Annotated in this window: 15 protein-coding genes and 2 tRNA genes; 14 read left to right on the forward strand and 3 right to left on the reverse strand. The window is 58.9% G+C overall.

Annotation, left to right across the window (positions count from 1 at the left end):
- Position 1: 1 nt before the first annotated feature.
- From EV700_RS08410 to rluB, 3 genes are read left to right on the forward strand one after another with little or no spacing between them, the layout of a single operon-like run.
- Positions 2-844 (forward strand): segregation and condensation protein A, encoded by an 843-nt coding sequence (locus tag EV700_RS08410; RefSeq protein WP_130412715.1) that lies wholly within the window; start codon positions 2-4, stop codon positions 842-844.
- The gene (scpB, locus tag EV700_RS08415) at positions 835-1,452 is read left to right on the forward strand and encodes an SMC-Scp complex subunit ScpB (protein ID WP_130412717.1); all 618 of its coding nucleotides are present in this window, start codon (positions 835-837) and stop codon (positions 1,450-1,452) included. Before EV700_RS08410 ends, scpB begins: the two co-directional genes overlap by 10 nt.
- A 15-nt stretch (positions 1,453-1,467) precedes the next feature.
- Entirely contained in the window at positions 1,468-2,370 is a 903-nt protein-coding gene (rluB, locus tag EV700_RS08420; protein WP_130412719.1) for a 23S rRNA pseudouridine(2605) synthase RluB, read from the forward strand.
- 61 nt (positions 2,371-2,431) lie between these two features.
- Here rluB and EV700_RS08425 read toward each other — a convergent pair whose 3' ends face one another.
- Positions 2,432-3,199 (reverse strand): YciK family oxidoreductase, encoded by a 768-nt coding sequence (locus tag EV700_RS08425; RefSeq protein WP_130412721.1) that lies wholly within the window; start codon positions 3,197-3,199, stop codon positions 2,432-2,434.
- 57 nt (positions 3,200-3,256) lie between these two features.
- Positions 3,257-3,934: an HAD family hydrolase gene (locus EV700_RS08430; RefSeq protein WP_130412723.1), complete on the reverse strand. Its 678-nt coding sequence runs from the start codon at positions 3,932-3,934 to the stop codon at positions 3,257-3,259.
- A gap of 175 nt (positions 3,935-4,109) precedes the next feature.
- Between EV700_RS08430 and lepA the strand changes: the two genes are divergently transcribed.
- The 11 genes from lepA to EV700_RS08485 all read left to right on the forward strand — a co-directional run bounded on the left by lepA (position 4,110) and on the right by EV700_RS08485 (position 11,982).
- Positions 4,110-5,909, forward strand: a complete 1,800-nt coding sequence (gene lepA, locus EV700_RS08435) for a translation elongation factor 4 (protein ID WP_242610226.1) — start codon at positions 4,110-4,112, stop codon at positions 5,907-5,909.
- 268 nt (positions 5,910-6,177) lie between these two features.
- Entirely contained in the window at positions 6,178-6,987 is an 810-nt protein-coding gene (gene lepB, locus EV700_RS08440; RefSeq protein ID WP_130413640.1) for a signal peptidase I, read from the forward strand.
- 23 nt (positions 6,988-7,010) lie between these two features.
- Positions 7,011-7,424: a DUF4845 domain-containing protein gene (locus tag EV700_RS08445; protein WP_130412727.1), complete on the forward strand. Its 414-nt coding sequence runs from the start codon at positions 7,011-7,013 to the stop codon at positions 7,422-7,424.
- Positions 7,424-8,104 (forward strand): ribonuclease III, encoded by a 681-nt coding sequence (gene rnc, locus EV700_RS08450; RefSeq protein ID WP_130412729.1) that lies wholly within the window; start codon positions 7,424-7,426, stop codon positions 8,102-8,104. Before EV700_RS08445 ends, rnc begins: the two co-directional genes overlap by 1 nt.
- The gene (era, locus tag EV700_RS08455) at positions 8,101-9,042 is read left to right on the forward strand and encodes a GTPase Era (RefSeq protein WP_130412731.1); all 942 of its coding nucleotides are present in this window, start codon (positions 8,101-8,103) and stop codon (positions 9,040-9,042) included. Before rnc ends, era begins: the two co-directional genes overlap by 4 nt.
- Positions 9,039-9,695, forward strand: a complete 657-nt coding sequence (gene recO / locus EV700_RS08460; protein ID WP_130412733.1) for a DNA repair protein RecO — start codon at positions 9,039-9,041, stop codon at positions 9,693-9,695. Before era ends, recO begins: the two co-directional genes overlap by 4 nt.
- 1 nt (position 9,696) lies before the next feature.
- Positions 9,697-10,425: a pyridoxine 5'-phosphate synthase gene (gene pdxJ / locus EV700_RS08465; protein ID WP_130412735.1), complete on the forward strand. Its 729-nt coding sequence runs from the start codon at positions 9,697-9,699 to the stop codon at positions 10,423-10,425.
- A 45-nt stretch (positions 10,426-10,470) separates the two neighbouring features.
- On the forward strand, positions 10,471-11,127 hold the full coding sequence (locus EV700_RS08470) for an LOG family protein (RefSeq protein WP_130412737.1): 657 nt from the start codon (positions 10,471-10,473) through the stop codon (positions 11,125-11,127).
- Positions 11,127-11,606 carry a L,D-transpeptidase gene (locus EV700_RS08475; protein WP_130412739.1) on the forward strand — a complete coding sequence of 160 codons (480 nt, stop codon included), beginning with the start codon at positions 11,127-11,129 and terminating at the stop codon, positions 11,604-11,606. Before EV700_RS08470 ends, EV700_RS08475 begins: the two co-directional genes overlap by 1 nt.
- Before the next feature lie 196 nt (positions 11,607-11,802).
- Positions 11,803-11,878 (forward strand) — tRNA-Val (locus tag EV700_RS08480).
- A 27-nt stretch (positions 11,879-11,905) separates the two neighbouring features.
- Positions 11,906-11,982: transfer RNA gene (locus EV700_RS08485), tRNA-Asp, on the forward strand.
- A 179-nt stretch (positions 11,983-12,161) separates the two neighbouring features.
- On the opposite strand, the gene EV700_RS08490 is transcribed toward EV700_RS08485, so the two are convergent.
- Entirely contained in the window at positions 12,162-13,199 is a 1,038-nt protein-coding gene (locus tag EV700_RS08490; RefSeq protein WP_130412741.1) for a glycosyl transferase family protein, read from the reverse strand.
- Positions 13,200-13,208 lie beyond the last annotated feature (9 nt).

Below are 13,208 nucleotides of genomic sequence, written 5' to 3' on the forward strand. Positions count from 1 at the left end.
CATGGCGAATGGCGTCGACTCTCCGGGCGACCTGACAGCGGAATCCGATTCCGATGTCGTGGCGCGTGTTTACGGAGAGGCCCTGACGGAGTTGCCCGAGGATCTCTACATTCCGCCCGATGCGCTGGCGGTGGTGCTGGAGGCCTTCGAGGGACCGCTGGACTTGTTGTTGTACCTGATCCGCAAGCAAAACCTGGATATTCTGGATATCCCGATTTCGCGGATTACCGACCAGTATCTGGCCTACATCGACCTGATGCAGGTGTTGTCCGTGGATCTGGCGGCGGAGTATCTGCTGATGGCGGCGCTGCTGGCGGAAATCAAGTCGCGCATGCTGTTGCCCAAGCCAGCCTTGTCCGGCGATGAAGAAGATGATCCGCGCGCCGAGCTGGTCCGCCGATTGCAGGAATATGAACGTTTCAAGCAGGCGGCCGAAGATCTGGACGCCTTGCCGCTGGAGGGGCGCGATATCTTTGCGGCGCTGGCGGATGCGCCGCTGAATATCGTCGTTTCCGAGGAGCCGGTTTTCGGCGACCTGCCGGGATTGCTGGACGCCATGCGCGATATCCTGCGCCGCGCCGACCTGCGCCAGAGCCATGTGATCGCTTCCGAAGGCTTGACCCTGGAACAGCGGCTGCGGGAAGTGATAGAGCGTCTTCAGGATGACACGCTGGTGGTGTTTCATGAGCTCTTTTCCCGGCAGGAAGGTCGCATGGGGGTGGTCGTTACCTTCATGGCGATCCTGGAGTTGCTGAAGCAGAAGATGATTTCGTTGGTGCAGGAATCCGTGTTCGCACCGATTTATGTCCGGCGGCAGGAGCCGGGGGAGTCGGCATGGGCCTAGACCGCAAGCTGGTCCGGGGCATTGTGGAGGGCGCCATTTTCGCCAGCCCCGTCCCGATGCCGGTTGAAGAGCTGCAGCAGCTTTTTGTCGATAGCGAAAAGCCGGGCCGGCAGGAGATCTTGCGCGCCATCAGCGATATCCAGTCCGCGTATGCGGATCGCGCGGTGGAACTGATTGAAGTGAGCTCAGGTTACCGCTTTCAGGTGCGCAAACAGTTTGCGCCCTGGGTTGGCAAGCTGTGGGAGGAAAAACCGCAGCGCCTTTCGCGGGCGTTGCTGGAAACTTTGGCGATTATTGCGTATCGTCAGCCCGTGACACGGGCCGAGATTGAGAACATACGGGGCGTGGTGGTCAGCACACAGATCATCCGCACCTTGTTGGACAGGGATTGGATCGCCGTGGCGGGTCATCGGGAGGTTCCCGGCCGACCCGCCTTGCTGGCGACCACACGACAATTCCTGGATGCTTTCAGCCTGAAGAGTCTGGCTGAACTGCCCCCTTTGGCGGCTGTTCGCGATATGGACAGCATCGCCCGGGATCTGGAAGCACAGTTGGCAGGCGCAAAACAAAAAGAACTGCCCAACGAGGGCCTGGTAAGTAATGAGTGAGTATAGGCTGAAGCCATGAGCGAAAAGTTGCAGAAAGTCTTGGCCCGGGTTGGGCTTGGGTCACGCCGTCACATGGAAGAGGCTATTTCACAGGGGCGTGTCAGTATCAACGGCCGCATCGCCCAACTGGGCGAGCGTATCGAAGCCGGGGATGAGTTGCGCGTGGACGGTCGTCCGGTTCCCTTTACGGTTGAAGAGGAAACCAAGCGCCGCGTGCTGATCTATTACAAGCCGGAAGGCGAGATCTGCTCGCGCCATGATCCCGAGGGCCGTCCTTCGGTCTTTGACCGCCTGCCGCCGTTGCGCGGCGATCGTTGGGTCATGGTCGGCCGTCTCGACATCAACAGTACCGGCTTGCTGTTGTTCACTAACGACGGCGAGCTGGCGAACCGGTTGATGCACCCCTCCAACGAGGTGGAGCGAGAGTATGCGGTCCGCGTTATGGGCGAAGTCACGCCCGGCATCCGTCAGCAGCTGATTGATGGCGTGCAGCTCGAAGACGGTCCCGCCAAGTTCGAATCCTTTTTTGAGGTCGGCGGCGAAGGCATCAACCGCTGGTATCAGGTGGTGGTGAAGGAAGGCCGTAATCGTGAAGTCCGCCGCCTGTTCGAATCCCAGGGGCTGCGCGTCAGCCGTCTGCTGCGGATCCGTTACGGCACGGTGTCGCTGCCGCGTCATCTGCATACCGGTCGCTGGATGGAGCTGGACAAGGAAGAGATTGACGGCCTGACCGCCTTGGTCAAGCTGAAGCCGCGCACCGGCACCGGCCTGTACGGCCTGGCCAAGCGTCGCGCCGAGCGTATGCAGGACAAGCCCTTGCCGGCGCGCCGTGGCGGCTACCTGCGTCAGCAGCGCCGCGATGGCAACAGCAAGGGAGATGCTTACTCCGATCAGGGCTACGAGCAGGAAGAGGTATAAGCCTGCGCGACGCATAAAAAAACCGGGATATTTCCCGGTTTTTTTATGCGCGTCCTCCGCCTCAGGCCAGCCGGGGCGGCTGAGCATCCAGGGACTGTCCGGTCACGCCCTGACTTTCCGGTCCCATCAACCAGGCAAATAACGGCATGATTTCTTCCGGGGTTTTGACCGTTGCCGGATTTTCCGCCGGATAGGCGCGGGCGCGCATGTTGGTGCGGGTGCCGCCGGGATTGATGCAGTTGAAGCGGATCTTCGAGATATTCGCCATTTCATCGGCGAAGAGGGCGCTCAAGGCTTCGACGCCGTGCTTCGAAACGGCATAGGCGCCCCAGAAGGCGCGCGCCTTGCGGCCGACGCTGCTGCTGACGAAGATAACCGAAGCGTCCGGAGAGCGCTTCAGCAACGGCAGCAGCGCCTGCGTCAATACGAAGGGCGCTCGCAGGTTCACCTTCATCAGTTCATCCCAGGTATCGGGATCGTACATTTCCAGCGGCGTAATATCGCCCAGCAGCCCGGCGCAATGCAGGATGCCATCCAGACGGCCCAGTTCCTGTTCGATGCTGACCGCCAGCTGGTCAAAGTCGGCCTGTGTGGCCGAGCTGAAATTCATCGGAATGATGGCCGGCTGCGGGTGACCCGCCTTTTCGATCAGGTCATAGACCATTTCCAGCTTTTGCAGGTCGCGGCCCAGCAGGACCACGGTAGCGCCCAGCGCGGCGTAATGCCGGGCGGCGACGCAGCCGATGCCGTCGCTGGCGCCGGTGACCAGAATGACACGGCCTTGCAGCAGGTTGGCCGGAGCCTGATAGTCTTGTCCGGGAAATGTCATGGGATGCCTCGTGATAATGGTCGGGCGCGCGGAAGTACGTTGCCGCGCGCGGAAATCCTAGTTCAAGTCTAGCAGGGAGTTGAGATCCTTCACCTGCCACGCCAGCAGGTCGGCCTGCCAGTCGCGCGGGTCTTCGCCAGCCACAACGTAGCCCCAACCGGCGGCGATGGTTTTCATGCCGGCGTTACGACCGGCCTCGATGTCGCGAATGTGGTCGCCGACATAGACCGAACGCAGCGGGTCGGCGGGCAACTGTCGGCAGGCCAGGTACAGCGGCTCGGGATCCGGTTTGGTGCGGGTTACGTCATCGGGGCAGACCAGCACGGCGCAACGGCTTGCGAGGGAAAGCCCCGCCAGCAGTGGCTCACTGTAGACGCGCGGCTTGTTGGTGACCACGCCCCAGGGAATGCAGCTCGCTTCCAGCTTGCCCAGCACACCTTCCATGCCGTCAAACAGGCGGCTTTCGTCCGCCAATCCTTGTGCGTAGAGATCCAGGAATTCCTGACGGATGCGGCTGAACTCCGGGGAGTCCACCGGATGCTCGGGAAAACCGGTCTGCACCATGGCGCGGGCTCCGGCGGACACCACGGCGCGAATGACATCATGCGGCAGGGCGGGGCGGTCATAGCGTGCACGCAACTGGTTCAGGACGCGGATGAAATCCGGGGCGGTATCAACCAGCGTGCCGTCGAGATCGAACAGGACGGACTGGTAAGACGGGTTTGGAGCGCTCATGGGCAGGACCGGCAAATCGAAAGCGGCGATTATAGAGGATATTGCAGGGTACATCACCGTAACAGGAACGCCTTGATGACGGTACAGAACCGCCGCCATTCCCCGTTATTCTTTGGTGATTGCGTCGGCTTCGGGTAGAATGCCGCATCTTTTTTCTCGTTATCCGGGACAAGCTGTGTCTGACATTTCGCACATCCGCAACTTCTCCATCATTGCCCATATCGACCACGGCAAATCCACGCTGGCCGACCGTTTCATCCAGATTTGCGGTGGCTTGGCCGACCGTGAAATGCAGGCACAGGTGCTGGACTCCATGGATCTGGAGCGTGAGCGCGGCATTACCATCAAGGCGCATTCGGTGACGCTGTATTACACGGCGAAAGACGGCATCAAGTATCAGCTGAACTTCATTGACACCCCCGGTCACGTCGATTTTCACTATGAAGTCAGCCGTTCGCTGGCTGCCTGCGAGGGCGCGTTGCTGGTGGTGGATGCGGCTCAGGGCGTCGAGGCGCAATCGGTCGCCAACTGCTATACCGCCATCGAGCAGGGCCTTGAGGTTCTGCCGGTGCTGAACAAGATCGACCTGCCGCAGGCCGAGCCGGAAATGGTGATCAAGGAAATCGAGGAAATCATCGGCATCGAGGCGGAATCCGCCTGCCGCGTCAGCGCCAAGACCGGCCTGGGCGTCGAGGATCTGCTGGAAGACCTGATCGCCCGCATTCCCGCCCCGGTTGGTGAGCGCGAAGCGCCGTTGCAGGCCCTGATCATCGACTCCTGGTTCGACAATTATCTCGGCGTGGTTTCGCTGGTGCGCGTCAAGCATGGCCGCATCCGCAAGGGCGACAAGGTGTTGGTCAAGAGCACCGGCCAAAGCCATCCGGTCACCAGTGTCGGCGTCTTCACACCGAAGCATACCGAAACCGGACACCTGGAAGCCGGTGAAGTCGGGTTCATCATCGCCGGGATCAAGGACATTTTCGGCGCCCCCGTCGGTGACACGCTGACGCTGGCCGCCACTCCCGATGTGGAAATGCTGCCCGGTTTCAAGCAGGTCAAGCCGCAGGTATATGCCGGGTTGTTCCCGATCGACTCCAGCGATTTCGAGGCCTTCCGCGAAGCCCTACAAAAGCTGAAGCTGAATGATTCCGCCCTGTTTTTCGAACCGGAATCCTCCGATGCCCTCGGCTTCGGCTTCCGTTGCGGCTTCCTGGGCATGCTGCACATGGAAATCGTGCAGGAGCGCCTGGAGCGTGAGTACAACCTCGACCTGATTACCTCGGCGCCAACCGTGGTTTATGAGGCTGTCAGCCGGAATGGCGAGCTGCTGTACATCGACAATCCCTCGAAAATGCCGGAAGGCGGCACGGTCGATGAGCTGCGCGAACCGATCGCCGAATGCCATATCCTGGTGCCGCAGGAGTATCTGGGTAACGTCATCAAGCTGTGCGAAGACCGTCGCGGTGTGCAGAAGGATATGAAATTCCTGGGTAACCAGGTGTCGTTGAGCTATGAAGTGCCATTGGCGGAAGTGGTCATGGACTTCTTTGATCGCCTGAAGTCTACCTCGCGTGGCTTCGCTTCGCTGGACTACAACTTCGTGCGTTTTGAGGCTTCGCGTCTGGTCAAGGTGGATGTGCTGATCAATGGCGACAAGGTTGATGCCCTGGCCATGATCTGTCACCTCAACGACGCCCGCCATCGCGGCCTCGCGCTGGTCGAAAAAATGAAGGAACTGATTCCCCGGCAGATGTTCGACGTCGCCATCCAGGCCGCCATCGGCAGCCAGATCATTGCCCGGTCCACCGTCAAGGCCATGCGCAAGGACGTTCTTGCCAAGTGCTACGGCGGCGACGTTTCCCGCAAGAAGAAGCTGCTGGCCAAGCAGAAAGAGGGCAAGAAGCGCATGAAGCAGGTAGGCAGTGTTGAAATTCCGCAGGAAGCTTTCCTGGCGGTGCTGAAGGTTGACCGGTAACTCACCTTAGGAAATGACAATGACAATGCTGGATCTGTTTAACATTCTGGTGGCGGTGCTGGCGTTCAGCTTGCTGGCCTGGAGCGTGGAAACTTTTGCTTTGCTGCCGCGCCGTCAGGCTGCGTTGGTTGCCGCCTTTCGTGAAGGTCGCCTGGATGAGTCCGGTTTGGCCACGGCGCTCAAGGCGACGCCATTTTATGTCGAGCAAATGCGTTGGGCGACCGGTCTGAGCCTGGCCGGTTTGTTGGGGCTGGCCATTCTGGGGCGGCTGGATCTGGACTTCTCGCTGGTGCTGGTGGTTGCTACGTTGCTGTGCGGACTGGGCTGGGGGCTTGATCTGTTGCTGACCCGTCGCCGCCGCGTCCGCCTGGCGGCCGATGTGCCGTCTGCCGGCGACAACGCCCCGGCGGCGGTACTCAAGGCCGAGCCGGTGCTGGTGGAATATGCCCATTCATTCTTCCCGGTACTGGCGGTTGTACTGGTGCTTCGTTCCTTCTTGCTCGAACCGTTCACCATTCCGTCCGGTTCCATGTTGCCAACGCTGGAAGTTGGCGACTATATTCTGGTTAACAAGTACGCCTATGGTCTGAGGTTGCCGGTCGCCGGTATCGAGTTCATGTCCGTGGGCAAGCCCAAGCGCGGGGACGTAATGGTGTTCCGCTATCCGCCCAAACCCACCATGAACTTCATCAAGCGCGTGATTGGTTTGCCCGGCGATCATATCCGCACCACCGACAGCGGCGATCTGTATGTCAATGATCGTCTGATGCCGCGCAAGCTGGTCAGTCAGGTGCCTGATATTGATCCATGGGAACAGTACTTTGAAGAGGATCTGACGGGCGTCAAGCACACCACCCGCCAGGAAGTCGGTACCGAGTCCCGTCGCAAGATTGTTGATCTGGTTGTTCCCCAGGGAGAATATTTCATGATGGGTGATAATCGGGACAACAGTAATGACAGCCGGTATTGGGGAACGGTTCCCGACCGGATGATTGTGGGCAAGGCTATCTATGTCTGGGTTCACAAGGAGCCTGGCATACATGCGCCGACATTCAGCCGCAATGGCGCGGTCAAATAACGAAAACTAATCAGGGGTTTGCTATGCGCTCAAAACAACAGGGTCTTTCCTATTTCGGTGTGGTTGCCGCCATCAGCCTGTTTGCAGTCCTGTTGAAGGTGGGTGTGGTTGTCGGCCCGATGTACATGGATTACCTGACAATCGACAAGACCATTTCCAACATGTTCAAGGAAACCGATGTCAGCGGCAAGTCCGTGGAGGTTTTCCGAAGCGGCATCATGGGCCGTCTGGAAATGAACAACATGCGTGATCGCAAGGTGGACGACATCATGACGATCCGTCGTGATGGCAACAATTTCGTGATCCTGCTGGATTACGAGGATCGCAAGCAGTTGTACGGCAACCTCGATGCCGTGGCGCACTTCAAAAAGACCTACTCGACGGAAAACCCGGATGGGGTGGTGGATAACACACCGGCAGAAGCGCCCGCCAAATAATGTCTGATCATGATCGGCTTTATCGCGGCCTGGGTTATCGCTTCAAACAGCCTGAGTTGCTGGAACTGGCCCTGACGCATCGCAGTGTCAGCGGTAATCGCAATAATGAACGTCTGGAATTCCTGGGGGATTCCATCCTTGGGATGCTGGTGGCGGAATACCTCTTCCAGCATTTCCCCAAGGAAAAGGAAGGCCGTCTGACCCGGTTGCGCGCCAGCCTTGTCAATCAGGACATGCTGGCCAGATTAGCCAGGGAATTGCATATCGGTGACTTTCTCCGCTTGGGTTCGGGAGAGTTGAAAAGCGGTGGCTTCCGTCGTGACTCCATTCTGGCGGATGGCTTTGAGGCTATTCTGGGGGCCATTTATCTGGACTCCGGGGACATCGCGGTCTGCCGCGACTGCCTGTACCGCTGGTATGGCGAACATCTGGCCAATGTCGAATCGACCTCACCGGCCAAGGATCCCAAAAGCCGTCTGCAGGAATACCTGCAAGCCCATCACCGTGAATTACCTGTTTACACCGTCCTGGAAGTTACCGGGGCCGACCATGACCAGCATTTTCGCGTGGCATGCGAGGTGGAAGGCGGCGGACGGGTGGATGGTGAGGGCGCTTCGCGTCGTTATGCCGAACAGGCGGCGGCAGTCATTATGCTGAAACAGCTGGGAATTGAAACATGAGTGAGCTGATTGACAGTTTCTTCGGGTCCACGCCATCCGAAGTCGACCCGGAATTCCGCTGCGGCTTTGTCGCGATTGTCGGACGTCCGAACGTCGGCAAGTCCACGCTGCTTAACCATCTGCTGGGGCAAAAGCTCTCCATTACCTCCCGCAAGCCGCAGACCACCCGCCACAAGATTCTGGGTATCGTGACCGAGGGCAAGGTGCAGGCGGTGTATGTCGATACGCCGGGCATGCACAAGAAGGAGCCGCGCGCCATTAACCGCTACATGAACAAGGCGGCCGAGTCGGCGTTGAAGGATATTGACCTGGTGTTGTTCGTGGTTGACGGTCTGAAGTGGACTCCCGATGACGAACTGGTGCTGGAGAAGCTGCAGCGGGTTGATGCGCCGATTGTATTGCTGATCAACAAGGTCGATACGGTCGCTGACAAGGAAAAGCTGCTGCCGCATATCGCCTCGCTCAGCGCCAAACTGCGGTTTTCGGAGGTGGTGCCGGTGTCTGCCTTGCGCGGCCATAACCTGCCGGCGTTGCATGAACTGGTCAGTCGCTTCTTGCCGTTTGCTCCGCCGTTGTATGCCGAAGACCAGATCACTGACCGTTCGCAACGCTTCCTGGCGGCCGAGCTGATCCGTGAAAAAGTGATGCGTCAACTGGGCGATGAAATCCCCTATGACCTGACCGTTCAGATTGAAAGCTTCAAGGAAGAGGGGAATTTGCTGCGCATTGACACGAATATCTATGTCGAGCGCCCGGGACAGAAAGCCATTGTCATTGGCGAGGGCGGCCAGCGCCTGAAGCTGATTGGCAAAGAAGCCCGTATCGACATGGAAAAGCTCTTTGAGCGCAAGGTCATGCTTACGCTGTGGGTGAAAATCAAGGGCGGCTGGTCCGATGACGAACGCGCACTGAAGAGTCTGGGCTACAGCGACATATGACCCCCGGCGGCGAGCTCTGCCATGCTTTTCTCCTGCACATGCGCCCTTACCGGGAACGCAGCCGTCTTGTTGAATTGTGGACGCTGGAGCATGGGCGGGTCAGTGTGGTCGGCAAGCCCGCCGTGCCGTTGTTTCAGCCCTGTCTGGCCAGTTGGCGCGGCCGTTCTTCACTCAAAACCCTGACCCAGTGCGAGCAGGCCGGGCCGCCCTTGTTCATGGAAGGTGAGGCCCTGATTGCCGGGTTTTATCTGAATGAACTTCTGGTCCGGCTATTGCCTCCCGATGAATCCCATCCTGATCTGTTTGCCACCTATGCCGGAATGCTGGAGCATCTGGGCAAGCGTGAGGCGCTTGAGGCGGCGCTGCGCGGATTCGAGCGTAAGTTGCTCGCCGCTATGGGGTATGGGCTGTCGTTTGGCGAGGATAGCAGCGGCAGTCCGTTGTCTGATGATTGTTACTACCGTTTTGAGCCGGGTTCAGGCTTCATGGCTTCTGCGGAGGGGTGGCCTGCCAAGACGCTCCGCGCCATCGATGCCGCTGACTATACACTTCCGGAAACCCGCCGCGCCGCCCGGCAGATCATGCGGCTGGCGCTGGGTGAGCATCTGGGGGATAAACCGCTGAAAAGCCGAGAATTGTGGATGAGGAGCTGACATGAGCATTTTGCTGGGCGTTAATATCGATCATGTGGCGACGCTGCGTCAGGCGCGCGGTACCCGTTACCCGGAACCCTTGCACGCCGCCTTGCTGGCAGAAGAGGCCGGCGCCGACGGCATTACCCTGCACCTGCGTGAAGATCGTCGTCATATTCAGGAACGTGATGTTCGCCTGCTGAAGCAGATGTTGCAAACACGGATGAACCTGGAAATTGCCGTGACGGATGAAATGCTGGCATTTGCCGAGTCGGTACATCCCGAGCATGTCTGCCTGGTGCCGGAGCGTCGTGAAGAACTGACGACGGAAGGCGGACTGGATGTCGCAGGGCAAATGGATAAAATCGGCCGCTCCTGCGAACGTCTGGCCGCTGCCGGGATGGATGTATCCCTGTTTATTGATCCGGATCCTGTGCAGATAGACGCCGCCATCGCGTGCGGCGCGCCCACGATCGAGTTGCATACCGGCGCCTATGCGGAAGCATCCGGCCTGCAGCAGGCTTCTGAGTTGCACCGGATTGAGGAGGCGGTCCGCCACGCACGCGGACGCGTGGTGGTCAATGCCGGTCACGGTCTGCATTATCACAATGCCGACGCCATTGCCCGCATTCCGGAAATTCACGAACTGAACATCGGGCATGCCATTGTGGCGCATGCCCTGTTCGTGGGCTTCAAGGACGCTGTTCGTGAAATGAAGGAGTTGATTCTGCGCGGTCGATCCGGCCGTTAAAGCCTGACGCCGCTTGCGGGGGCCACAAACAAGAAGGGTAGACCCATGTTTGACAAAAAGATGCCCGAGGCTTGGCGGGTGCTTCGAATCCAGTCGGAGATTGTGGACGGGATCGAACACCTGATCCGCATTGAGCATGCGGTCAATATTTTCGGCAGCGCCCGCCTGCCGCCCGAGTCGCCTTATTACCAGTCCGCCGAGGAGCTTGGCGCCCGCCTGTCTCGGGTCGGTCTGACGGTGATTACCGGTGGCGGCCCGGGCATCATGGAGGCGGGCAATAAGGGGGCGCAACATCAGGGAGCCTTGTCGGTCGGGCTTAACATTACCTTGCCGTGTGAGCAGCGCGCTAACCCTTATCAGGATATCAGTCTCAGCTTCCGCTATTTCTTTGTTCGCAAGTTCCTGTTCTTCAAGCACGCCATTGCCTTCGCCATTTTTCCCGGTGGTTACGGTACGCTGGATGAAATGTTCGAAGCACTAACCCTGGTACAGACCGGCAAGAGCGATCCATTCCCGATTGTGCTGATTGGCCGCACCTACTGGTCCGGGTTGTTGGCGTGGATGGAGCAAACCATGCTTGCACAAGGTTGTATTGATGCTGCGGATCTCCGTTTGATTTCACTGGTCGACACGGCGGAGGAGGCGGCGGAGATTATCATCGCTCACTATCATCGCCATATCAGCATGCAGGCGGGAACCTGATGGAGATCCGGGTATCAATAGCATGGCAGCAATTGATGTTGCTGGACGATCAGGGGCGTGAGATCGGCCGCTGGCCGGTTTCGACTGCCGCCAACGGGGCCGGGGAGGTCTCGGGGAGTTATCAGACGCCGCGCGGCCGCCATATCGTCCGCGCCCGTATCGGTGAGGGGCAGCCTCTTAATGCGGTTTTCCGCGCCCGCCGGCCCACGGGTGAAATCTACGGACCTAAGCTGGCTGAGGCTTTCCCCGGACGTGACTGGGTATTAACGCGTATTCTGTGGCTGTCGGGTTGCGAGCCCGGGCGGAACCGGCTGGGCAACCGTGACTCGATGCGACGCTATATCTATATCCATGGTACGCCTGATACAGAACCGATGGGCGTCCCCCGTTCCCATGGCTGCATCCGCATGCGCAACGAGCACTTGGTATCCCTGTTTGACCAAGTGCCGCCCTTTACGCCGGTTTTGATCGAGGAGTAATTTACCCTCCGCGCCGGTTTGGACGTAAATTGATCGCACGAAGGTTCCAGGCTTGTTCACAGCGTGTGCAGTTTCAGGGTTAACGGATGGTTTTGTTTATGTTTGGGTTTTTTTTGGGCGATCGAAACAGCTTTCTTAAATATTGTTTTGACAACGCACTGAAACAATCTATAATGCCCCCACACCGAAACGATGCGGGTGCTTAGCTCAGCTGGGAGAGCATCGCCCTTACAAGGCGAGGGTCGTGGGTTCGATCCCCTCAGCACCCACCAAGCAATACGCATCGTTCTACCTGATTCGCAGCGGTAGTTCAGTCGGTTAGAATACCGGCCTGTCACGCCGGGGGTCGCGGGTTCGAGTCCCGTCCGCTGCGCCATTACGCATAAAACCCTTGGGTAACCCCCAAGGGTTTTTTGTTGGGCCTTTTTCAGGGATACAGGATCATGCCCATGGCCGCACAGGGCGTGGCCGCCTGATTGCCCGGAAAAAACCTATCCATGCGTCGCCCTCGATTTTGGAAAGAGGGCGGCGCTTTTCCCTGATCCTGATCTGCTCCTAAAACAGGGACATCTGCTCTTCACCGCGAATAGGCTTGCGCCCAGGATCGCGGTTGTTCCAGAGCTCACGAGCGCGTCGCAGGGCTTCCTCTTGGTCAGAGGTAACCTGCAAACCTTGCAAGGCCATCGCCAGAGTGCCGATGACGGCCATTTCACCGTACTCATGCGCCCGGTCGCCGCGCCAGACCGCCAGAAAATGCTCCAGATCCAGTTCCTCTTCCGGATCGTGCCGTGCTTCGAACAGCATCGGCCATTCATCTTCATACAGAGCCCCGTCGCAGATGCCCTTGATCAGGCAACGCCCGTCAGGATTCCGTTCAAATTCGCCGCCTTCGCCCTTGATGACCATGCTGTTGGCATAGCCCAACAGTGATGCGGCGTGTTGGTGGGATTCCCGGTAGGCCGGATGGAAAATGGCTTGCAAGGTGCAACGGGCATTCAACGGGTTGATCAGCCGGGAGAGTGTATGTACCGGAGAGCGGACACCCATGACGTTCCGTAGTTGGATCAGGTCATCGAGGGGCGGGCAGAGCACGCGCAAGGGCAGGTAGGCAAACTGGTACTGCTGGAGTTGCAGCTGCGCCTGGATCCAGTGCTGGCAGACCGGGAAGCCCAGAGAAGGCAGGACATTTTCGGTATAAAGGCGGTTCACGGTATGACCGCTGGCGCCGTGCATGAAAACCCGGTAGCCGTTTTGCGCCAAAATCAGCGCCGCCAGCAGGAACCAGGGGTAATGCTTGCGTTTACCGGCGTAGGACGACCAATCCAGGTCGACCGCGATGTCGGGGGACGGGATCCAGTCCCGGGTTGCGGCCACAAAGCCAGCCAGTTCCTCGGGAGACTCCTCCTTGACACGCAGCAGCATCAGAAAGGCGCCGGTTTGCACATCCAGGGTCTCACCGTCCAGAATCATCCGGAAGGCGTCACGCGCTTCTTCAAACGTCAGCGAGCGGCTGCCGGTTTTCCCCTTGCCGAGAATGCGTACATATTTGGCGAAGGGATGTTCCGCATCCTTGTAAATATTTTTCATGACCATGAAAGGGCG

This window comes from Fluviicoccus keumensis (genome assembly GCF_004217445.1).
GTDB lineage: Bacteria > Pseudomonadota > Gammaproteobacteria > Pseudomonadales > Moraxellaceae > Fluviicoccus > Fluviicoccus keumensis.